This window comes from Rapidithrix thailandica, assembly GCF_039710355.1.
In the GTDB taxonomy this organism is placed as follows: Bacteria; Bacteroidota; Bacteroidia; order Cytophagales; family Flammeovirgaceae; genus Rapidithrix; species Rapidithrix thailandica.
The window spans coordinates 241,646-260,854 of the sequence record NZ_JBDKWZ010000007.1 but is presented as its reverse complement, the minus strand read 5'-3'; the positions used below and the strand labels follow the sequence as shown (position 1 = coordinate 260,854).

The 19,209-nt window shown below is 44.5% G+C and carries 26 protein-coding genes; 20 read left to right on the top strand and 6 right to left on the bottom strand.

Annotated features, from left to right (window positions below; translation table 11 throughout):
- Nucleotides 1-93 precede the first annotated feature (93 nt).
- From AAG747_RS14170 to AAG747_RS14160, 3 genes are all read left to right on the top strand, one after another.
- Nucleotides 94-1,368: an asparagine synthetase B gene (locus AAG747_RS14170; RefSeq protein ID WP_346821960.1), complete on the top strand. Its 1,275-nt coding sequence runs from the start codon at nucleotides 94-96 to the stop codon at nucleotides 1,366-1,368.
- 78 nt (nucleotides 1,369-1,446) lie between these two features.
- Complete coding sequence (locus tag AAG747_RS14165) at nucleotides 1,447-2,127, top strand: DNA alkylation repair protein (RefSeq protein WP_346821837.1); 681 nt, start codon at nucleotides 1,447-1,449, stop codon at nucleotides 2,125-2,127.
- A gap of 4 nt (nucleotides 2,128-2,131) precedes the next feature.
- The gene (locus tag AAG747_RS14160) at nucleotides 2,132-3,193 is read left to right on the top strand and encodes a glycoside hydrolase family 113 (RefSeq protein WP_346821836.1); all 1,062 of its coding nucleotides are present in this window, start codon (nucleotides 2,132-2,134) and stop codon (nucleotides 3,191-3,193) included.
- 3 nt (nucleotides 3,194-3,196) lie between these two features.
- Here AAG747_RS14160 and AAG747_RS14155 read toward each other — a convergent pair whose 3' ends face one another.
- From AAG747_RS14155 to AAG747_RS14140, 4 genes are all read right to left on the bottom strand, one after another.
- On the bottom strand, nucleotides 3,197-3,472 hold the full coding sequence (locus AAG747_RS14155; protein WP_346821835.1) for a hypothetical protein: 276 nt from the start codon (nucleotides 3,470-3,472) through the stop codon (nucleotides 3,197-3,199).
- Nucleotides 3,473-3,511: 39 nt separating this feature from the next.
- Nucleotides 3,512-3,694, bottom strand: a complete 183-nt coding sequence (locus AAG747_RS14150; RefSeq protein ID WP_346821834.1) for a hypothetical protein — start codon at nucleotides 3,692-3,694, stop codon at nucleotides 3,512-3,514.
- 62 nt (nucleotides 3,695-3,756) lie between these two features.
- Nucleotides 3,757-4,032 carry a hypothetical protein gene (locus AAG747_RS14145; protein WP_346821833.1) on the bottom strand — a complete coding sequence of 92 codons (276 nt, stop codon included), beginning with the start codon at nucleotides 4,030-4,032 and terminating at the stop codon, nucleotides 3,757-3,759.
- 46 nt (nucleotides 4,033-4,078) lie between these two features.
- Complete coding sequence (locus tag AAG747_RS14140) at nucleotides 4,079-4,504, bottom strand: helix-turn-helix domain-containing protein (protein ID WP_346821832.1); 426 nt, start codon at nucleotides 4,502-4,504, stop codon at nucleotides 4,079-4,081.
- A 275-nt stretch (nucleotides 4,505-4,779) separates the two neighbouring features.
- Here AAG747_RS14140 and AAG747_RS14135 point away from each other — a divergent pair, with 275 nt between their 5' ends.
- From AAG747_RS14135 to AAG747_RS14100, 8 genes are all read left to right on the top strand, one after another.
- Nucleotides 4,780-5,115, top strand: coding sequence for a hypothetical protein (locus tag AAG747_RS14135; protein WP_346821831.1), 336 nt, complete (start codon nucleotides 4,780-4,782; stop codon nucleotides 5,113-5,115).
- 256 nt (nucleotides 5,116-5,371) lie between these two features.
- Entirely contained in the window at nucleotides 5,372-5,791 is a 420-nt protein-coding gene (locus tag AAG747_RS14130; RefSeq protein ID WP_346821830.1) for a DUF6011 domain-containing protein, read from the top strand.
- A gap of 36 nt (nucleotides 5,792-5,827) precedes the next feature.
- Nucleotides 5,828-6,211, top strand: coding sequence for an ASCH domain-containing protein (locus AAG747_RS14125; protein WP_346821829.1), 384 nt, complete (start codon nucleotides 5,828-5,830; stop codon nucleotides 6,209-6,211).
- A gap of 14 nt (nucleotides 6,212-6,225) precedes the next feature.
- Entirely contained in the window at nucleotides 6,226-8,937 is a 2,712-nt protein-coding gene (locus tag AAG747_RS14120; RefSeq protein ID WP_346821828.1) for a DUF6371 domain-containing protein, read from the top strand.
- A gap of 466 nt (nucleotides 8,938-9,403) precedes the next feature.
- Entirely contained in the window at nucleotides 9,404-10,045 is a 642-nt protein-coding gene (locus AAG747_RS14115) for a hypothetical protein (RefSeq protein ID WP_346821827.1), read from the top strand.
- A gap of 76 nt (nucleotides 10,046-10,121) precedes the next feature.
- Nucleotides 10,122-10,688 (top strand): hypothetical protein, encoded by a 567-nt coding sequence (locus AAG747_RS14110; protein ID WP_346821826.1) that lies wholly within the window; start codon nucleotides 10,122-10,124, stop codon nucleotides 10,686-10,688.
- A gap of 17 nt (nucleotides 10,689-10,705) precedes the next feature.
- The gene (locus AAG747_RS14105; protein ID WP_346821825.1) at nucleotides 10,706-10,966 is read left to right on the top strand and encodes a hypothetical protein; all 261 of its coding nucleotides are present in this window, start codon (nucleotides 10,706-10,708) and stop codon (nucleotides 10,964-10,966) included.
- Between the two features lie 115 nt (nucleotides 10,967-11,081).
- On the top strand, nucleotides 11,082-11,336 hold the full coding sequence (locus tag AAG747_RS14100) for a hypothetical protein (protein ID WP_346821824.1): 255 nt from the start codon (nucleotides 11,082-11,084) through the stop codon (nucleotides 11,334-11,336).
- Between the two features lie 57 nt (nucleotides 11,337-11,393).
- Here the strand turns inward: AAG747_RS14100 and AAG747_RS14095 are convergent, their stop codons facing one another.
- Entirely contained in the window at nucleotides 11,394-12,602 is a 1,209-nt protein-coding gene (locus AAG747_RS14095) for an ImmA/IrrE family metallo-endopeptidase (RefSeq protein ID WP_346821823.1), read from the bottom strand.
- Nucleotides 12,603-12,693: 91 nt separating this feature from the next.
- The gene (locus AAG747_RS14090) at nucleotides 12,694-12,864 is read right to left on the bottom strand and encodes a hypothetical protein (protein WP_346821822.1); all 171 of its coding nucleotides are present in this window, start codon (nucleotides 12,862-12,864) and stop codon (nucleotides 12,694-12,696) included.
- 148 nt (nucleotides 12,865-13,012) lie between these two features.
- On the opposite strand from AAG747_RS14090, the gene AAG747_RS14085 reads away from it, so the two are divergent.
- From AAG747_RS14085 to AAG747_RS14045, 9 genes are all read left to right on the top strand, one after another.
- Entirely contained in the window at nucleotides 13,013-13,486 is a 474-nt protein-coding gene (locus AAG747_RS14085; RefSeq protein WP_346821821.1) for a hypothetical protein, read from the top strand.
- Nucleotides 13,483-15,852 (top strand): transglutaminase-like domain-containing protein, encoded by a 2,370-nt coding sequence (locus AAG747_RS14080; protein ID WP_346821820.1) that lies wholly within the window; start codon nucleotides 13,483-13,485, stop codon nucleotides 15,850-15,852. Before AAG747_RS14085 ends, AAG747_RS14080 begins: the two co-directional genes overlap by 4 nt.
- A 14-nt stretch (nucleotides 15,853-15,866) precedes the next feature.
- Nucleotides 15,867-16,295 (top strand): hypothetical protein, encoded by a 429-nt coding sequence (locus AAG747_RS14075; protein ID WP_346821819.1) that lies wholly within the window; start codon nucleotides 15,867-15,869, stop codon nucleotides 16,293-16,295.
- Between the two features lie 88 nt (nucleotides 16,296-16,383).
- Nucleotides 16,384-17,016, top strand: coding sequence for a hypothetical protein (locus tag AAG747_RS14070; RefSeq protein ID WP_346821818.1), 633 nt, complete (start codon nucleotides 16,384-16,386; stop codon nucleotides 17,014-17,016).
- 85 nt (nucleotides 17,017-17,101) lie between these two features.
- The gene (locus tag AAG747_RS14065) at nucleotides 17,102-17,452 is read left to right on the top strand and encodes a hypothetical protein (RefSeq protein WP_346821817.1); all 351 of its coding nucleotides are present in this window, start codon (nucleotides 17,102-17,104) and stop codon (nucleotides 17,450-17,452) included.
- On the top strand, nucleotides 17,449-17,742 hold the full coding sequence (locus AAG747_RS14060; protein ID WP_346821816.1) for a hypothetical protein: 294 nt from the start codon (nucleotides 17,449-17,451) through the stop codon (nucleotides 17,740-17,742). The genes AAG747_RS14065 and AAG747_RS14060 overlap by 4 nt, the downstream gene beginning before the upstream one ends.
- Nucleotides 17,735-18,409: a DUF2256 domain-containing protein gene (locus tag AAG747_RS14055; RefSeq protein ID WP_346821815.1), complete on the top strand. Its 675-nt coding sequence runs from the start codon at nucleotides 17,735-17,737 to the stop codon at nucleotides 18,407-18,409. The genes AAG747_RS14060 and AAG747_RS14055 overlap by 8 nt, the downstream gene beginning before the upstream one ends.
- On the top strand, nucleotides 18,381-18,560 hold the full coding sequence (locus AAG747_RS14050; protein WP_346821814.1) for a hypothetical protein: 180 nt from the start codon (nucleotides 18,381-18,383) through the stop codon (nucleotides 18,558-18,560). The genes AAG747_RS14055 and AAG747_RS14050 overlap by 29 nt, the downstream gene beginning before the upstream one ends.
- A gap of 1 nt (nucleotide 18,561) precedes the next feature.
- Nucleotides 18,562-19,209: a hypothetical protein gene (locus tag AAG747_RS14045; protein ID WP_346821813.1), complete on the top strand. Its 648-nt coding sequence runs from the start codon at nucleotides 18,562-18,564 to the stop codon at nucleotides 19,207-19,209.

Genomic DNA, 19,209 nt, shown 5'->3' with positions numbered 1-19,209 from the left:
CCTAGAAATTACATTGTGGTCCCTTGTGGTTTACACAAAAGTGTAGATAGCTGGACCTTTCAATTTGATATACATCAAGTAATCATGAAAACGATGCGGACTTTATTGGCGAAACTGTTATTAGGCTTGGGTATGCTTCTTCTTGTACTACCGCTTCCTGCTGCCTCTCTTTTGATTCCTATGGATGTTGCTCAGGCCAATCATTTGAAAGCTTATGGGGTTTCTTATTGGGTCTTGCATCAAGAGGTAGATGTCGAGTGGTTACTGAATTACCGCGGAGGAAGTTTTTTATGTGAATATTACAAGAGCTTTGAGGAGGAGTTGTTGTTGCGAGGTGTTTCGTACGAAATCGTTTCGGATGCTCAAACGCTCAAATTGAAAGAACAGATCAAAAGCCCTTCTTCCAATATGGATATTGTAAAGCTGGAAGTCCCCCCTAAAATTGCCGTATATTCTCCTAAAACCAAACAGCCTTGGGATGATGCGGTGACCTTGGTATTGACCTATGCGGAAATCCCCTATGATGTGGTGTATGATCAAGAAGTGTTAAGGGATAAGTTGGCAGAGTACGATTGGCTGCATTTACATCATGAAGATTTTACCGGGCAGTATTGTAAGTTGCACCGTACGTTCGGTTCTACAAATTGGTACAAAGCTGAAAAGAGAGAAGCCGAAGCTTTGGCAAAAGAATTTGGCTTCAAAAAAGTTTCCGAGTTAAAACGAGCGGTGGCCAAAAAGATTAAGGAATACTGTGTAGGAGGAGGTTTTTTGTTTGCCATGTGCTCCGCAGCTGATACGTATGATTTGGCTCTGGCAGCCGAAGGGGTTGATATTTGTGCGCCTATGTACGATGGAGATGCGATGGATATACATATGAATCAAAAGCTAAATTATGAAAATACATTTGCTTTTAAAGATTTTCAATTGGTGGAAGACCCTCTACGGGTAGAATTTTCCAATATTGATAACCAATCCTTTGAACGCAACGGGATCACAGAAGAAAATGACTATTTCAAACTGTTTCAGTTTTCTGCCAAATGGGATCCTATTCCAACTATGTTGACTCAAAACCACGCGTCCAATATCAAAGGTTTTATGGGGTTGACCACTGCTTTTAAAAAGGAATTCCTGAAGCCGGAAGTCATTATCATGGGGGAGACCCCCGAAGCAAATGAAGTGCGGTATATTCATGGAGTCATAGGTAAAGGAACCTGGACTTTTTATGGCGGGCATGACCCGGAAGATTACCGGCATACATTGAACGAAGAGCCAACAGATCTGAATTTGCACCCCAATTCTCCGGGATACAGGTTGATTTTAAATAATGTTTTATTCCCTGCTGCAAAAAAGAAAAAGAAAATCACTTGACTTTTGTCTGCTTTGGTGTTTTTGCTGCTAGCTTAGATAAAGTTATGAATTTTTGAGTCAGGGGATCACTACACACCTATGAATGCACAACACTATTTACAACCTTTGCAACAGGCATTTGAAGACAATCGGAATGTTGAAAATGCTCAATGGGCCTCTCAATATTTAAAAAATCAATTTGCTTTTTATGGGGTTAAATCACCGGAGAGAAAAGTGCTTTTCCGCGATTTTTATAAAAAACAAGGATTGCCGGAAAAGTCTCTTTTGGAGGAGGTCGTCAGAGTCTGTTGGCAATTGCCGGAGCGAGAGTGGCAATATGTTGCAATGGAACTTTTGGCAAAGTGCAAAAGGAAGTTGTCTGTTGAAGACCTACCGCTGTTGGAAGAAATTATTTTACAAAAATCCTGGTGGGATACAGTAGACTTTATTGCTTCTGATTTGGTAGGGTATACATTTAAAAAATTTCCCGAAGAGCGATTGGCGTGGACAAGCAAATGGATAAGTTCTCAAAATATATGGCTTCAGCGAACTTGCATTATTTTCCAATTGAAATATAAAAAAGATACGGACTTTTCTTTGTTGACTTCTTTCATTTTGCCTTTAACTCACTCCAAAGAATTTTTCATTCGCAAAGCCATCGGTTGGGCTTTGCGGGAATATGCAAAATACGCACCGGACGAAGTTTTGAAGTTTGTGGAGAAAACGGAGTTGAGTGGTTTGAGTAGGCGGGAAGCACTACGAAGAATACAAACACTTTGACAAGATGCGAATAGTTTTGGGAGTATTGACCTTGGTTTTGATAGGAGGCGCCTCTTGGGTCTTTTTAAGCGATAAGGAAAGTGATTTTCCAGTCGAAAAAATGAACGGTGTGAGTTTGGTAGCACCGCCAAAACCCTTTGAAGGGGATGTGTTTCAGCCAATTGTGGGTGTTTCTGCTAATTGGGTAGCTATTATTCCTTATGCTTTTATAAATGGAAATTCAACGGGCGTTTCTTTTGATCAAGAGAGGCAATGGTGGGGTGAGCGAACGGAGGGGGTGTTGGAAAGTATCCGGCTAGCGAAAGAGAAAGGTTTGCGGGTAATGCTAAAGCCGCATGTCTGGGTAAAAGGACAGGGGTGGGCAGGTGATTTTGCCCTTCACTCCGAAAAAGAGTGGAAGGCATGGGAACGTAATTATACTCGCTATATTTTACACCATGCTCGATTGGCTGATTCGCTACACGTAGAGCTGTTTTGTATCGGTACCGAATTTCGGAAAGCTGTGGTACAGCGAGAAGTCTTTTGGAACGTTTTAATTGAGAGAGTCCGGGAGGTTTACACCGGGGAATTAACATATGCTGCCAATTGGGATAATTATGAACAGATAATGTTTTGGCCTCAGTTGGATTATATTGGGTTGGATGCTTATTTTCCGTTGTCTATGAACGCCAGCCCAAGCGTGAAAGAATTAAAAAAAGCCTGGGAAAAACCGCTTATGGCTATCAGTCAATTACAGAAAGAGGTGGGCAAACCAGTATTGTTTACCGAATACGGATACCGGAGCATTGATCAGGCTACAGGCAAGCAGTGGGAGTTGCCCACTACGCGCGGACGCAGGCAAAAAACCATTCAGGTGAATTTGCAAGCGCAAAAAAATGCCTACCAGGCGCTTTATGAGGTGTTTTGGTCTAATACATGGTTTGCCGGAGGTTTTTTATGGAAATGGTACTCACAGCATCAAAAAAGTGGAGGGGAGCATTGTTCGGATTATACTCCCCAAAATAAACCGGCAGAAACTATTATAAGACGGTACTATTCGAAATCTCAAGAAGTGCATGAACGGTGAGTATTAGTTTTCCCTCATCTGAATAGCTTTTTCCAGGTCATCGATCAGTTTTTTGGAGACTTGTCTCGGGGCTTTCTTTTTGTGTTCTTTTAATAATTGTAGTGCCTTTTCGCCAATCTCGTACAAGCCAATGGGGTTCTTGTCCGCATTATAGCTGACAATGACATATTGCAGTTTGGAGATGATTTCCTGGTATTCACCTTCTCCCAACTTATGAAATTTGTCTTTAGCTTCTTGACATGCTTTTTCAAGTTTTTCGTTTTCGGCTAGCATTTGCATGGTGATTCATTGATTGGATGAATAATTATGTTTCTTATATTAAATATAAAATTTTTCTCTAACATATCCACCTATTTCATTTAAATACAATGAATTAACTCCTTGTCGCAAAATATTCATTCTGTCGCAACCTTCAAGGAGCAATTTTGGCGCAAATCTGTCGCAAAATTTGACGCTTTCCAGAGCGGAAGAAATGGCAATTTCAATAACTTTACCTAACATGATTTTTCAGTTTTAACAATTGAAAAAAAATACTGGCAAAAGCCAGTATTGTATATAAATAATTAGGCTGATAAAGGGCTTTGGGGTCTCTCTTCTTTTAACTTGCGTATTGTTTCATACATTACATAGTTTTGAGCTAAAAGCTCTCTTAAAGAATCAATAATTAATTTCTGTTGTAATTTGATGGCTTCTTTACTGTTTTTGTCTAGTACGTAAAGATTTGTTTCGATTTTTTGAAAATTAAATTCTAAGTTTTGTTGGTTAGTTGAATTGTTCATCGAGAAATTATTACTTCCATGAACAAATCTGTCTAGTTTCTCGCTTAGTTTTTCTTTCATTTGTAAATTGTTCTTCAAATAACTAGTATTTATATTAAAGGATTTATTAGTTACCTAAAGCTTTGATTAAGCTGTCTTTACATTCCAAAAGTTTCTCATATAATTCTTTATTTTTCTTCTCTAAACTTTTGTTTTCAGCTTCTAAAAACTCATTTTTTTTCTTTATCTCATCTATATCTCCATAGCCTCCATTTCCTTTTACATTCATATCTCCTCCTGATTTACTATTGTTCATAGTGAAGTTGCCATCTCCTTGTACAAATGGTTTACTTATATCTTTATCAGATCCTAGCATTTCAAATATGTCTACTTCTAGGGCTTCTGCAATTTTTTTAAATTGAGATAGTTTGCCATCCTCAAGACGAAGGATATTGTAAAATGTCCCTCTTGATATACCAGATTTAGTAGCTAAATCTTCTAGTGTTAAATTTTTTGATTGAGCTAATTTCTTTACTGTTTCCTTGATACTCATGCCTTTTTCCTGGAAATAGATATTTATCCAAAATAATTAGTTTAAATATTTGGATATAAAAGTTTAAAAATTTAATATTGTATCACAATTACTTGTGATTAATACAAATATATTAAACATCTACACAAAGTGTTAGGGATTCTTTTATAACGTTTTTTAGTACAGGAAGGTTAAAAAGTTTCACTTTTAAAAGAAAAAAAAATTAACACTTAACTTCTGGTATCAACTGATTATCAGTAGTACAGGAAAACTATTATTTGTTAAAAAAGTCAACTATGAAAAAGAACAAAAGTAAAAGTAGTAATAACTACAAATTAGGCTTTCGCATTAAAAAGTGTCTCAGTGTTGAAAGTAATAGGAAGTTAAAAAAGATTGTTTTAGTACGTTGTAGCCGATCTGGCCATAAAATTAGTGAAAACACGTATCTAAATACTGTATCTGGTAGATGCACAAACCCATTTGTATTATTAGAACTGGGAGAAGTACTTAATTTGAATATTTCACAACTAAAAGACCCTGATTATCTTTTTGAAGATTCCCTAAAAACTCTTCCGGAGTTAGAAGATGAAACAAAAAAGTATATCCAAAAAATAGGACTAGATGTTGCATAAATTACTAAAATATGGCCATCTCAGTTCTTGATTTTTGGTTGAGAAATTTAATAACAGCGTATGCTGTACACAGTTATTATATAACAAAAGATCCTCAACAGAGAAACTTGTACACGTTGGGTTTACACCCTTTCGGCCCTTACCGGGCTTCACTCTTAGCTCCATTGCTCAAGGTTTTCTCCAAGTACCATTGCATTTTGAAGGAAATCACCTATTGCGAATCTAAAAACATTGTTACCCTTAAATTTCTTATACCATGAGTACTATTTCTTGTGCCCGTTGTGGTAAAACGCTTTTGGTAGAACAAAGCATAGAACGAGGGATTGGACCGTGTTGTTGGCAAAAAATTCTAAAGGACTTTAATGACCCTAAGGAAAAACGTCAAATGCGCATGTTTGCGGCCTCTTATACCTACCGGGTATTACCTCCAAACATCCTTTTGATTATTGACCAAGACCAAGGGGGAATGAGTGTAACCAACGATATGGATAATGTACTGTTGGAAATTGCCGAAAATGAAGCCTTGGAATTGGAAAACTACCGGATTGCCTATTGTGATTCCGAAGGATGTTGGGATGGTGTTAAAGTTGACAATGGCCTCCGTTTTTACCCGATTGGAGTAGAAAGCTCCGAAGAAGTGCTGGAGTATTTTTCATTCCATACGCTAAGTCACTAGGACTTGTAATTCACCTTATGAAACCATTTAATCACCATGGAAATCATTAAGTTCTCACATAACTGGAACAAAAAGCTTTGTACCGACTGCTTTTCTACCATCCGGTTGTATACTACGAAATTTATAGCGGGGAGAAAATATTTGATTGTACTCTCCGAGAAGGGAAAGGAAAGTCCGGTTTGTGAAGCCGAAGCCCTGGAAGTAAGACCTTTTTGGTCTGATCAGCTCACGGAAGGTATGGCCCGGTTGGACACTGGGTACAACCGGGAAGAAGCATTGAATATCTTGCGCCAAATGTACGGTGGGAGAATTGAACATCAATCCTTATGCTGGATATTATTGAAAAGCACAATTCGCTATAGTTACCTGACTGAGGTCCTGGAGCGGTTGCCCCTTTGCGCCCAAGTTCCCAATCTCTAATTTTTCAACTGAAAATGACTAACTACAAAAAATACCAACTGGACAAGTCAAGCAAAAAGTACCACTGTCCGGCATGTGGAGAAAAGAAGTTTAATCTTTATTTAGATCCGGATACAGGGGAACCTGTAGGCGATGAATACGGTCGTTGTGACCGTGAAAACAGTTGCCAATACCACCGTTATCCATCTGTATCCGGTCAGAAAGAAGTGACACAGGCTCCCGGGGCATCACGGCCCGAACCTAAATGTATTTATCCGGTCAAGCCTTTTGTTGATGGGATTTTACAGAGAATGGATTCTCCCTTTCACCATTTTTGTCGGCAACAACTGAATATTCCTGAAGAACACTTAAAAACCTGGTTGGTGGGCAGCCTGGGTAGTTACACTGCATTTGGCGTGGCCAATCCGGAAAAGGTGTTGAACTTTAAATTTGTGCCTTATGAATCCACCGGCACACGGGACCGGTCGGAAGGGAAGTTCCCCTATTACCTGGGAAAAAGTTATCTGATAAAATATGTTCCGGAATATCATAAGGTACCGGCTTCCAAAGCCTGGCAGGACTATTTTAAGTTCGAGCGCTGTTTTTACGGGCAACACCTGTTTGACCGTAAAAAGGATACCTTTTTGGTGGAAAGTGAGAAAACGGCCGTACTGGCGGCCTTTTTCTACCCTTCTTATAATTGGTTGGCCGTAGGGGGTAACAACGGGATAAAATTTGAGCAGTTCTCCCTGTTTAAAGGCTCTCACCGCAAGGTGTATTATTTGATAGACAACGATCTGGCCGGCAAGAAAAGCAAGGTAAGCGAGTACCTGGAAAAATTCAATTCCATCCGTAAACGCAAGGATAAGATCTTTCCTTCGGTACTTTTATTCCCCACAAGTCCCAGCGGTTGGGACCTGGCCGATGAAATTGTCTGTAATGCGAAGATCAGGGAGGAAGAACAGTTTAAAAAAGTCTTAAAAGCGGCATTATCCGCTCTCCAGGAAGAGGAAGAAGAGGAGCAGGAGAAGCAAACCATACGATTCAGGGATTCGGGCATTTGGCTGCACGGTCGCAATGGATGGAATCCGGTCTGTGACTTTAACATTGGTATTAAGTACAAAATTACGGATGACCTGGTCAACCGGGTAAGTTGGGTACTGGAGTTATGCCGGGAAGATGAGGAACCGGAATACCTGGAGATGGACAACCGGGAGTTTTGTTCGGCAAAGCGCTTTCACGAATGCCTGATGGCCCGGAATTATGTGTTCCAGGGTACTGACAACGATCTGAAGCGTATCCAGCAGGCTCTGGTTAGAGGCTGCGATGGCGCGCGAAAAGTACCCGTACTGGGTTTTGACCGGGAATCCAGGGTGTTTTTCTTCGCCAATGCCGGCTTTAACGGCAAGATGGTACAACCCGATGAATTCGGAATCATTGAACATGACGAAAAACATTATTTTATGCCTTACAATACTGAAGAAGGCCGCAAAACGGCTTTTAAAAATGCAGAACGCTTCCTGTTTGAGTCTCGCAAGGATATTTCCTTTAACCTATGGGCAAATTTATTTACCCGTGCTAACCTGGAAGAAAGCTACATTCCCATGTTCTTTTACATTGCCAGCCTGTTTCGGGATCTGGTGTTTGACACAGTGCATTTTTTCCCAATCTTGTTTTTAAAGGGACCGGCCGGCTCAGGGAAAAGTAGTATTGCCCGTTCTATGACTTGCCTGTTTGGTTACCGGCAACATGAAATCTCTCTGAAGTCGCCCAACACTTCTAAATCGTTGCCCCGTTTGCTAGGGCAAATGAGCAATGCAATACTCTGGTTGGATGAATACCATAATTTTCTACCCAGTGAGGTGCAAGGTACGCTCCAGTCAGTCTATGATGGAGGTGGTTATGAACGGGCAGCCATTACCCAGGGAGTAGAAACGACCAGTGTGGATATTCGCAGTGCTTTAACCTTAACCTCTAACTACCTACCGGAAGACACCATTTTCTTCAGCCGCTGTATTTACATTGGCGTGGACTCCATCAAAAAAACAAAGGAGCAAACCGAAGCCTACAACCACTTGCAGAAGCTGGAAAACGGCAACCTGTCGGCCATCTCTGCCGAGGTATTAATACAACGGGCAACTGTGGAAAAGAACTTTGAAAAAGTGTACACCTGGTTTTATGATCGCTTGCAACAGATGGGACAAGGTAAGTTTGCCAACCGGTTGGTGAACAATATGGCCGTAATCCTGACTCCCACCTTTATCCTGGCCAGAGCGAATCAAATTACCCTTTTTACCGGAGAAGAGGAAAAAAGCCTGCAAGAGCGCTTTTTGGAGATCGGTTATAAAAATATGCTCCGGCAATACAACATCAACAGCACCAAAAGCGATTTGTCCATGTTTTTCGAAACGTTCCAGAACCTGCATGACCGCTCCCGTTTCCGCAATAATATCGACTACAAGTTTACCGATGACGGACGCTTTTTGGCTTTGCGTTATGCCAAAATCTATCCGGAGTTTGCCAAAGAGTTCTTTCAGATCTACCGTAAAACTCCTCCGGCCCGGCAGGATTTGTTGGATATGATGCGGGTACACGAGGCCTTTGTGGAGTATAAGAACTCGGTGCGTTTCCGGAACAACGACTATGGGGAAAGTGCAAAATATTCCAACACTTCGGCCCCGCTATTTAATTACGCCCGGTTAAAACAGGATTTTCTGTTGAGCCTGGACGGAGAGTCCGAATACTGATAAAAAATACCAATGGAAAATTTTTACGCGAATCAAATTGTGAATAATATATTGATAGTCAATTATTTAATTAGTTGTTCGGTGTGTTAGAAAATTTTCCTCAAAAGTATAAAATCGGCGAATCTTTCTCTAAAATGATCCTACACTTTATAAGTGGTTAAATATCAATAAGTTATATTCTTTTAAGTGTAGGGTTTGTGTAGGATTCCTGTAGGATTCGTGTAGGATTGTAGGGTTTGAAGAGAGGGTGTAGGATGTATAGGACGGTTTTGAGGCAATTCCTACAGTAAAACCTACAAATAATACTGATTTTATTATTGAAAATCAGGTAGTTATAAAAATATGTAGGATTGTAGGACGATTTTCGGCTGTGAAAAAGAATAATCATTGACAGTGTATTCGCTTCTCCAAATAGGTCATTTACTCGAATAGTACAATTATTTAACACTCTCTAAGTAAGAAGCTTATGAACAAGATACTCTCTTTAAAACAGGTCGTGGACAACTTCAATTTCTTTTTGATGACCACGGCCGGCTATTCCCTGCTCATTTTGATCATGGTCTTACCCGAAGCAGTGGGCACGGTCTTGTTTTTTACCCAGATGCTTTCCGGACGCTTGAGCGATACCGGGCACGCGATCCCTTTTGAGTATCAGGTAGCCATTGGTTGTGGTTTTGCTACCCTGATGCAAGGCGGGATTTATTTCTTGAGTATTACCGGTCATCACCGGGCCTCTTCCTGGCTGGCAGGAGTCAGTGCTTTGTTAGCCATTGTGAGTTTTGGCCGTTTCTTGTTGAGTGGTCTGGATTTTTCTACCCTGGAGCTGACTATTTTGTTTTGGATGAAAGTGATTGGGGTATTGATAATCTCGATTGCTCCGGCTGTTATGATTGGCTTTATCAGTGCCCGCCTGGCGGACAAAATAGATACGGAACTGGCCCAGCAAAAGGATCTGCACCGGGAGGTGGATAAAATTACCATTGCCGGACAAATCGAAGCCGTCCGGAAGTACTTTGAAGGCTTTCAGCAAAAGCACGAAGGCAGCATTTTACAGGGTAGCCTGGAGGCGAAAGTGAAACAAATTGAACGGGATTTTATGAGAAAATAAACGATCATCAATCATGGAAAAAGAAATCTTTACATCCTCTAACCTCATCAAACTAGGCCTGATTGTAGGTAGCATAGTGACACTCTCTAAAGTATTAGGAAGCTTTAACGACCTGCCAGAACAAGCGAATTTTCTGGTCGTTTTCGTGTTGGCGGTTTTTTACTACCTGTGGCAAGCGCTAAAGGTAGACGTCCGCAAGGCTGAGAAACTGGAAAATCAGTACTTGGACCTCTACCAGAACCACCTGGGGGAGAGGAAACGTTGCCAAACGTTCAGCGATCGTATAGACGTATTGCAACGCGAAATTGAGCACCACTACACACCGCTGGAACAACAAAATAAAACGCTCCAGGCCGAGAACCAAACGCTGGAAGCCCGCAACCGGACGCTGAGCGAAGAAGTCATTGAGCTTCGGGCGGAACACCAAACGTTGAGCAACGCTAGCCAAGAAATGCTGCGGAATTTGCAACGAGCTAACGAGCAGCTGGAGTCCTTGAAGGGAGCCAATATTGAAAGGGAACAACTCGCTACCGAAGTGCAACGGCTGAAAGAAGAACTGAAAAGTGCCAACAATGCCAAAGGTGGTTATCAACGAACGATCAACGAGCTAAAAAGTCAATTAAACGCCTTGAAAATTGCATAAACGAACCCTTCAAACGTATGAATGACATAGAAAAAACGAACCAAAAAACGCACTGGCGCACCATGGTAAGCCTGGCCTACCTTTCCGATTTGGAAACCTTGAAAAATACGCTGGACGCGTTAAAAAAGGATTTGCTCGAATATCAAACGACCGGTATATTGGAAGGACAAGCTTATTTACATAAGGTAAAGGTCAAACAGGCTTTAGTGGAACGGACTGAAAAACTCTATGAACTTGTCAAAATTGTTCAGGAAACCCATGCGGTTTTTAGGAAGTAATACAAAGCCTGGGTACATCGTTACGTGTCCAGGCTTTGTTTATAGCCAAAACGCAAGTGTTTTCTTTGGCACAACCCTTGCCTTTTAAAGGCATGATTCATCATTTTTTAATACCATGACTTACATAATCATTATCAGCTATTTATTGCTTGTACTGGCTTTTTCCCTGTGGCGTTCGGGGTACCTTCAACGCAAATGGTACCAGGCGGTGGAAGAATTGCAACTGGAGGGCAAGATCAGCGAGCAAGAGGCCGGAGAACTTAAAAAAGACTTTCAGGTAAAGTTGTATTTTAAACCTACTTGGACGGATTTGCATAGTTGTGTACCGGTTGATTCTTTGTCAAAAGTACGACAACTCCACCAGGGATGAATAGGGATATTTAGCTATTTGAAGTGATATAAAGTCTATTTATGCTGTGTGCGAATTTCATATAAAAAATGACTGCCTAATTAAATTTCGTATGTCATCATCTTGGGAATTTGCATATGTTATTAAATCAAGATTTTCTATTCGAAACTTGACAGCAGTTTTGCTAATCCCAAAATGTTGAGAAAGAAACTCTACAGTTTCTCGATAATCTTTTTTGTTAATAGGTTGGTCATCTAAATAAATATAATGTGGGCGACTAATACCTATACTTTTTCGAAAGGCTACCAAATAAGGAAAAAATAAGTCTTTGGGAAGAAATAGGGCAATGGCAAATTTATTCGCTTGCCATTCTATCCAATGCTTGCCATTAACCAACTGATGTCTATCAGTAAAGAAATCATATTTTGAATCTTCAAAGTCATTATACCTTTCTTGGTTTACTTTTAGCTCACTATGTAAAAAAAAGTGACCCAATTCATGACCTAACACAAATGGAAATTTTTCTGTTGATATTATAGACTTGTCTATTAATATTGAATTATTTTCCAAGTCAAAATAACCAGTAATTTTTTTCCCATTTACAGTTTCTAAATTTTTAGTAAAATCAAATTTTAATTTATGTTTTTGTTCCAGGTATTTTTTGAATTCTTCTATCTTAATTGGTGAGTTTAAATTGTTATAATCTCTTAAAATTGATAAAGCGAAATTTTCAATTTGTTCTGCTGATAGTTTTTTTAAGCCCTCTACTTTTTCTAATCCTAATGTTTTTTTTATGAAAATAAAGATAATTTGGTCTGTATCTTTATTTTCTTCTCTTGTTCTATTCCTTTCAGTTCTATGAAGTATTATAGAATGATTGTTATCTTTATCAACTTCGATTAACATCATCATTTTATTCTTTGCAAAAGTTACTCCACCAGTTTGAAATTTGTTATCACTAATCATTATCCCTTTTACTCCACCTCCTGCAACTTGATTATATTTTGTATAAAACTCTTCAACATCATCAACAGGGACATTGTGTCCTTTAGGTGAACTCTTACACTCTATTAAATATAAAAGTGTGTATCGTTCAGCGTTTTCAGGCCATACTTCTATTGATAAATCAAAAATTATATTCTTTTCTCTGTCTTTCGAATAATAGCCTTTTTTTCTGTGAACTACTGCTGAGCTTTCGCAAATTCCCAGTTCCCCATTTTTGATTGCCTTTTCAATCAAATCATAAGATTTGTTTTCAAACTTGTCTCCAATTTTAACTGTATTCATCTAATTTCTAACATTGATCAAATTATACCAAAGTAATGTTTTTAGGATAATATTGAATAGTGAATTCCTTATGTTAGTTATAGTCAACCTCCTAATAAGGCTCCCCGTAATGGTCCATAAATTTCTGCATATCTTTTTTGGTGAGCAGGCTGCGTTTGTGGATGCCGATGGCTTTAAAATAGCGCAGAATCGTGTTGTAACTGACCCCGTACATCCGGGCCACTTCTTTTTTGGTAATCAAGGTTATTCTCGGTGGGTTCATACTCTTAAAATTACCAAAAAATACGATAAAAAACGCCCATTTTCCCTTGTTATTCCCTGTCAACCCTCAATTCCTCCCAGTGGGTGGGTACGGGCCGCTAGTTTAGTAGCTCGTTACATGAACTCGTTTACAACGAACCCCACAGCGCATGAATACTTTTTTAGTGGTAGCCGGTCTGGCCGTTTTGATTTTTGGCGATGCCTTGAAAACCAAGAGCACGGCCGGCGACATTGATATTTCCTTTGCCGGTCTGGACTGGCCCCGCATCAGCAAGGGCAAGGTCTACTTCGAACCGGTTTTTCGCTTTGCCAATTATTCCAAAAACCAACTGACGTTGAGCAACCTGGTGATTGCCCTTTCGGTCAAGGATGCTTCCGGCAATTGGAAATTGCTGGTCAAGTCGCCTCCGCAAAGCAATCTGTATGAGATTTTGCCTCAAAAAGCTACGTTACAATCGTTTCCGTTGGAAACCTCCCTGTTGACCCTGGGCCTGAATTTTTTGAATTTTCTATCTTCCATGGAGGTGCAGGTGTATGTACAGGGAGAGGCCAACGGTTATCCGTTTTCAGAGAGCTTTACCAAAACATTGGGTAAGCCCCAAACAATCAACGGTTTGGGATGAGCAGCACTGCATCCATAAGAGGCTTAGGCATGGTGGCTGCGGGCCAACGGGAGTTAAGGTCCGGCAGGGAATACAACTGGCTGTTTCCGCCTTTCAGCCAATTGGAGGGTACCGATAGGATTCTCCAGCACGGGGACGTCTTCGACACCCTGAACCTGATTGAAAAGATTGTCAAGCAGACCCTGGGCGATACAAAAAAACTAGCCCGTTACCTGAAGGCAAACGACCTGCAAACGACCACGAAAAACATTTTTGATTTTATCTACCGGCATATCCAATACCGCAAGGACGAGCCGGGTACCGAGCAGTTGCACCGGCCCTTGCGGATCTGGAAGGAGCGCAGCCGGGGTGTAGACTGCGATGATTTTACCATCTTTATTTCCAGTATTCTCACCAATTTAAAGGTTCCGCATTACTACCGGATGACCCAATACAAGGGCCGCGACTACTACCAGCACGTGTACGTGGTGGTTCCCAAAGCCGGCCGCAGCCTTTCACAAGGCCATTACGCGATCGATCCGGTAGTGGACCGCTGGAATTACGAAGTACCCTATTCAGCAAAATTTGACAGAGCAATGAATTTACCCATTCAATACTTAAACGGAGTGGACGACCTGGAAGAATACCCCCAGGTGACCGGCCTAGGTGCGGCCAGCTTAGGCGCGGCCGGCTTAGGCGCGGCCGGCTTAGGCGTTCCGGAAACCTTTGGCAACGAGTTCGATTTGTTGGGCGTTCCCGGTCTGGGAGCGGTGGACGGAGAGGGCTTGTACCAAGGCTTTCTGGACTCTTTGAAAAAACACCTGCAAAACACCCGGATCGCGGTGTCTCAAAACCTGGCGGCTGACTATGCCGGCTACCGGGGCGTGGACCTGGCCCGGCAAATCGACTCGGTACTGGCCGTTTGGAACGACCCGGTGGCGAGAAGTCAACGCCTGGACGAGCTGGAGGCCTGGGAAGAACAGGAAGCCAAACTGGGCGGCTTGGGCGGCTTTTTTAAAAAGCTGTGGAAGGGGGTAAAAAAGGGAGTTAAAGCCGTGGGGAAAGCGGTGAAAAAAGGCGTGAAGGCCGTAGGCAAGGGGGTAAAATGGGTGGGTGACCGTGTGGGAGATGGCGTGCGGGCGGTTGGCAATGCCATTGCCCGGTACAATCCCCTATCACTGGCGGCCCGGGGTGGTCTGGAAGCGGCTTTCCGGAGCAACCTGTTTAAGATGAGCGAGCGTCTGGGCTACGGCTACCTAAGCGAAGCCCAGGCTAAACAGATTGGCCTGGACCTGGATAGCTGGCGCAAGTCGGTGGACCGTTTGAAAAAGACGCGGAACCTCTGGGTAAACACCTTAAAAGGCAAAGAAGGCAATTTGCGGCATTACATCATCCGGGGTTGGGAGAAAGGGGTAAAAAAACACGGTTTGCCGTTTTTGGAACCGGCCCATATCGATCAGACCATTGGAGGGCACAAGGGTTCCGCGGCCCCGAAGGGTAATCCCACCGAGCAGCAGACCCCTCAAAGCCCGGCAAAAGATCCGGAAGCGGTGAAACGGAGGATGCAAGAGCTGTTGAAAAAACGGAATCCTTTCTTCCGTTTTGCATCAAAATCTTCTCCTTTAAAACCCAAGGGTATCCTTCCAAGTGGATGGACCCCAGGGTCCGGCCTTCCGGGAGGCCGGACCCCAAGTGGATGGACCCCGGGAGGCCGGATTCCGAATTCTCGAAGTTCAACGCCAAGCAGTAGTGTACACAGCCGCTTGCAAACGATGCTCCGGCAAAAGAGGCCTTTTGGCTTCCGGGGCGTAGAGGGCTTGGGCGCCGCCGGCCTAGGTGCTACCGGCTTAGGTGCCGCCGGTACGGCCGTGGGAGGAACAGCCGCCAGCGGGTTTATTGCCAAGATCGTATCCTGGTTGAAAGGCTTGGTGATCAAGGTAGCCAAAGGCGCGGGCAAGTTGGTAAAAGGGGGCGTGAAGGTGGTAAGAGACCTGGTGAAGGGCAACAAGAAAAAGCTGGAAAAGAAGGCCGCCGAGATCGCCAAGGGACAAATCCCTTTGGATAAGATCGGGATCAAATTGCCCGGGGTCAAGCTCCCCGGAGTCAAGGACCAAAACGGCAAGGTGATCCCCCGACCGACTCCTTATGTACCGACGGAATACCAGCCGACACCGCAGACGGCCGGTGGGGGTTCGATGGGCCTGGTACTTGCCGCGGTCGCAGTGGGCGGTTTGCTGTTAATGAACAAGAGCCAAAAGCCCACAGGCCTGAGCGGAGCACCCACCCGGCGCACCGCAAGAAAGAAGACGACCCCACGAGGCCGTAAAACGAGTGCGAAACGTAACACCACGGCCTCCCGCAGGGGGCTGGGAAAAGTGAATATTTAATCTATTGTAAACCTATGGTTGATTCTAAAAAACTACAGAGTACCGGTAAAAAAGTCCTGTTTATAGGCTCCGGTATGGTGATTGAAAAGGCCGCCACTTCCATGCTTCCGGTTCCGGACAGCGTCAAGAAGTTTCTTTCCCCAGCCTTGTTGGCGGGTTCGGTCTATTTCCATATGACCTCCAAAAGCGAGGCGGTCAAAGACCTGGCGACCGGTGTGGCCGTCAGTTCCATCTTCAAGACGGTGAATCAGTTTATTCCTTCCTTGAGTCAAGGGGGCGCGGCCAAGTTCGTACCGCAACTGGGAGAAGCAGAGGAGTACGGGGAAGAGTTTGCCGACCTGGACGCGGTGGCGGCCGATTTGGAGATGATCCCGGAAGACAGCCGCTTGCTACAAGGCACCGAAGACCTGGCTTTGCTCCAAGGCGCAGCCCTGGGCATTTAGTCACTTTTGAGTGCTGTTCAATTCGGAGTGCTTTTGAAAGGAAGCACGGTAATTAAAAGACTGTTTCAAAATTTAATTTTTAATCCTCATGTTAGCTGTCAATTACGACAAGATTACCACGCGTGCCCACGAGATGATCAAGCACGCGGCCAATAGCGGGATGTTGCCTCCGGAGACGGCCGAGCGCTTTCTGGCCAACGACCTAAAATCCGTTTCGCATATCCTGTATGTAAAACACGAGATCACGGGCAAGTCGGATACGGCGGACCTGGTAAAAGCCTCGGATTCCAAGCAGGACGGGGTGCGCAACCTGGACCGGGCCAAGCTGGACAAGTTCGAGAACATGGCCGTGGACCGCATCGGCTTCGCCTGGTTTGCCGGCGAGTCGGACTCTGCAATCAACTTGTATAGCCCCGGTGTGTCGGGTGCTGTTGCTATTCATCCGGCCCTGTTCAATGCGGACTTGTTGATCAAACAAAACGACCGGGTCCTGTTTGAAATTCCCGTTTCGGCTTTGTTGTCCATGGAACCCCAGGGTTTGTTGGGCGGTCCGGAGAACACCTTTGCGGTGTATACGCCCTTTATCATCCGCGAAGAAGTGCCTATCAGGATTCAGTTGCGCTTTCCGGAAGGGGCCGGCATGACGCCGCCGACCGGACGGGAATCCGACCAATACTGGGTGAAAGTGGAGCTGTTCGGGACCCGTACGCAAGAAAAATAACTTGTTTTCTATTCAATCCATTCAAGAAAAGACCGGCCTGCCGCTGGTGGGCCGGACTGTTGAATTTTTATAACCTTTAGCAGCGATGGCACGACAATTCAAAAAACAAACCGTACTTATAGAGCTGGTGAACGGCACGGCCGCCGGGGAAAAGACCAGTCCGGTCAACCTGGACCCCTCCTATACCAAGGTGAAGGGCTTGCGCCTGCATCCTTTGGCCGATGGGGGCTTGCCCTATTACGAGGTGGGCCTGGAAGACAACAACGGCTTATTGGTGGATGCGGAAAACAGCCGGGCCTATGCCTATACGGCAGAGAAGCCCTGGGAGCCGGTAGACCTGGATAACAAGGGCCAACAGTTCCGGGTGAAGACGGTGTTGCCGGCTACGGCCACCGGGGATGTACAATACCAATTGGTCTTTTTGCTTGAAAAATGAGTTTGCGCCACGTCATCCCCACGATGGAAGCCCCCGGGGGCGACCAGGAAATAGAGCTGAACTGCGCGGGGTTTCAGGTGATCAACCGGGGAGCTTGCCCGGTGTTTCTGAGCTTTACCCGGGAAAGCCGGTTAAGCCTGGAGCTGGCCCCGGGGGAAAGTTACCGTTCCCCGGTCTTTGAAAACCTTCTGGTCCACGGCAAGCTCTGGTTGAGTTATGGAAAAGGAGGGGGCAACCGCAATGCTATTGTCATCAAATACAGCGAACGCAACGAAGAAAGTTTTGAGTAAAATTTGTCAACACTGTGGGCAGGGGTTTACCCCGAAAGCGGCCGTGCGCATCGAGCAGAAATACTGTTCGGACCGCTGCCGGCACCGCGCCTGGCAGCAACGGCAACAACCGTCAACGAGCATGAACGACCTCACCGAACAAGCGCAGATCCTCTCCCAACCGGGTCCGCAGAACTGGCAGGAATATGTGATCCGGGACCTGCAAGAGAAGGTCCGGGAATACCGGGAAAACAACCGGGATTTGAAAAGCCGGCTGGAGCAGACGCAAAAGGAGTTGTTTGCTGCAGAAAAAGACCTGGCTTTCAAGGACCGGGAGTACGAATTGCAAATGCGGGAGCGGGAACAGAACCGGAAAGGAGGCCTGGAGGGGATTGTGGAAACGGCCTACGAACATCCGGAAGCCACCTCTACCTTGATTAACAGCCTCGCCGGTTTGTTGGGGGCTGCCCGGGGACCGCAAGGGGTGGCGGGCATTCCGGCCACTCAGGAAGAAGCCGACCCGAACATTGAAAATTTCAAGGCCTGGTACCTGGCGCTGGACGACCGGCAGAAACAAGCCTTTGGCTATGTGCTGCAAGCTTTTGCCGACAGTGAAGACTATCTCCGGGCCGCTCAAATCATCGTAAACGCCTTGAAGCATGATTCCACAACTCAAAAAGCCGTCTAAGGGCGGCCGGCTCAAAGTGAGCCGCAGCAAACAGGAGCTGTTGAAGATCCTGGAGAAGAATTTAAGCCTGGAGTCCCTGGAGATCCTGGCAGAGAAGTCCCGTTTGCCGGGCATCAATTTACTGATCAAAGCGAACAAAAACCTGTTATAAGATGGCAGCGACAGCATTATTAGCGGCCGGATCGGCGGCCAAGGGAGTGGTGGAAGGCATTCCGCCTTTGGTGTGGAAAGCCCTGCTCGGGGCCGGAGTGGTGTTTGCCGGTTACCTGGTGTTTAAAAAAGTACAGCAACGGGAGCGGGAGAAGAAATTTGACAACGCCTATGGCTCGGATACCTCTTTGGGCCGTGCAGCGGTGTACGCCTCCCGTTATTACTCGGCCATGTGGGAAAATGACTTTTTCGGCTGGAGTGAGGACGAAGCGGAAATATTCCGCACGGCTCAGGACATGGCCCAGGCGGGCGTTTCTTTTGGCCCGGTATCGCAGGCGTACCAAATGCGCTACGGCAAGGACCTGTTGAAAAACATCCAAAACGCCTTGAACCCTACCGAGTTCAGCAAATTCCGCAAGCTTCTGGCAGGGGATTTAAGCGGTTTGGTGATTGCCGAAAAGGTCTATGCCAAGGGCCTGGTGCCGGTGTTTTCCTCCGACCTGCAAAAAGTACAGTACATCCGGAGCCCGCAACCTTTGGGCATGAAACAGGCGGTGGTGATCCTGGGGGATGTGCCTTTTGTGGCCTTTGAAAACAAGGCCCGTCACTACTTTGTGCCTTTACAGAACGTCACCGTAAAAACCGCGTAA

Excerpts from the sequence above, each read along its gene's own strand:
- AAG747_RS14170 (WP_346821960.1), top strand. The coding sequence starts at position 94 with ATGCGGACTTTATTGGCGAAACTGTTATTAGGCTTGGGTATGCTTCTT.
- AAG747_RS14165 (WP_346821837.1), top strand. The coding sequence starts at position 1,447 with ATGAATGCACAACACTATTTACAACCTTTGCAACAGGCATTTGAAGAC.
- AAG747_RS14160 (WP_346821836.1), top strand. The coding sequence starts at position 2,132 with ATGCGAATAGTTTTGGGAGTATTGACCTTGGTTTTGATAGGAGGCGCC.
- AAG747_RS14155 (WP_346821835.1), bottom strand. The coding sequence starts at position 3,472 with ATGCAAATGCTAGCCGAAAACGAAAAACTTGAAAAAGCATGTCAAGAA.
- AAG747_RS14150 (WP_346821834.1), bottom strand. The coding sequence starts at position 3,694 with ATGTTAGGTAAAGTTATTGAAATTGCCATTTCTTCCGCTCTGGAAAGC.
- AAG747_RS14145 (WP_346821833.1), bottom strand. The coding sequence starts at position 4,032 with ATGAAAGAAAAACTAAGCGAGAAACTAGACAGATTTGTTCATGGAAGT.
- AAG747_RS14140 (WP_346821832.1), bottom strand. The coding sequence starts at position 4,504 with ATGAGTATCAAGGAAACAGTAAAGAAATTAGCTCAATCAAAAAATTTA.
- AAG747_RS14135 (WP_346821831.1), top strand. The coding sequence starts at position 4,780 with ATGAAAAAGAACAAAAGTAAAAGTAGTAATAACTACAAATTAGGCTTT.
- AAG747_RS14130 (WP_346821830.1), top strand. The coding sequence starts at position 5,372 with ATGAGTACTATTTCTTGTGCCCGTTGTGGTAAAACGCTTTTGGTAGAA.
- AAG747_RS14125 (WP_346821829.1), top strand. The coding sequence starts at position 5,828 with ATGGAAATCATTAAGTTCTCACATAACTGGAACAAAAAGCTTTGTACC.
- AAG747_RS14120 (WP_346821828.1), top strand. The coding sequence starts at position 6,226 with ATGACTAACTACAAAAAATACCAACTGGACAAGTCAAGCAAAAAGTAC.
- AAG747_RS14115 (WP_346821827.1), top strand. The coding sequence starts at position 9,404 with ATGAACAAGATACTCTCTTTAAAACAGGTCGTGGACAACTTCAATTTC.
- AAG747_RS14105 (WP_346821825.1), top strand. The coding sequence starts at position 10,706 with ATGAATGACATAGAAAAAACGAACCAAAAAACGCACTGGCGCACCATG.
- AAG747_RS14100 (WP_346821824.1), top strand. The coding sequence starts at position 11,082 with ATGACTTACATAATCATTATCAGCTATTTATTGCTTGTACTGGCTTTT.
- AAG747_RS14095 (WP_346821823.1), bottom strand. The coding sequence starts at position 12,602 with ATGAATACAGTTAAAATTGGAGACAAGTTTGAAAACAAATCTTATGAT.
- AAG747_RS14090 (WP_346821822.1), bottom strand. The coding sequence starts at position 12,864 with ATGAACCCACCGAGAATAACCTTGATTACCAAAAAAGAAGTGGCCCGG.
- AAG747_RS14085 (WP_346821821.1), top strand. The coding sequence starts at position 13,013 with ATGAATACTTTTTTAGTGGTAGCCGGTCTGGCCGTTTTGATTTTTGGC.
- AAG747_RS14080 (WP_346821820.1), top strand. The coding sequence starts at position 13,483 with ATGAGCAGCACTGCATCCATAAGAGGCTTAGGCATGGTGGCTGCGGGC.
- AAG747_RS14075 (WP_346821819.1), top strand. The coding sequence starts at position 15,867 with ATGGTTGATTCTAAAAAACTACAGAGTACCGGTAAAAAAGTCCTGTTT.
- AAG747_RS14070 (WP_346821818.1), top strand. The coding sequence starts at position 16,384 with ATGTTAGCTGTCAATTACGACAAGATTACCACGCGTGCCCACGAGATG.
- AAG747_RS14065 (WP_346821817.1), top strand. The coding sequence starts at position 17,102 with ATGGCACGACAATTCAAAAAACAAACCGTACTTATAGAGCTGGTGAAC.
- AAG747_RS14060 (WP_346821816.1), top strand. The coding sequence starts at position 17,449 with ATGAGTTTGCGCCACGTCATCCCCACGATGGAAGCCCCCGGGGGCGAC.
- AAG747_RS14050 (WP_346821814.1), top strand. The coding sequence starts at position 18,381 with ATGATTCCACAACTCAAAAAGCCGTCTAAGGGCGGCCGGCTCAAAGTG.
- AAG747_RS14045 (WP_346821813.1), top strand. The coding sequence starts at position 18,562 with ATGGCAGCGACAGCATTATTAGCGGCCGGATCGGCGGCCAAGGGAGTG.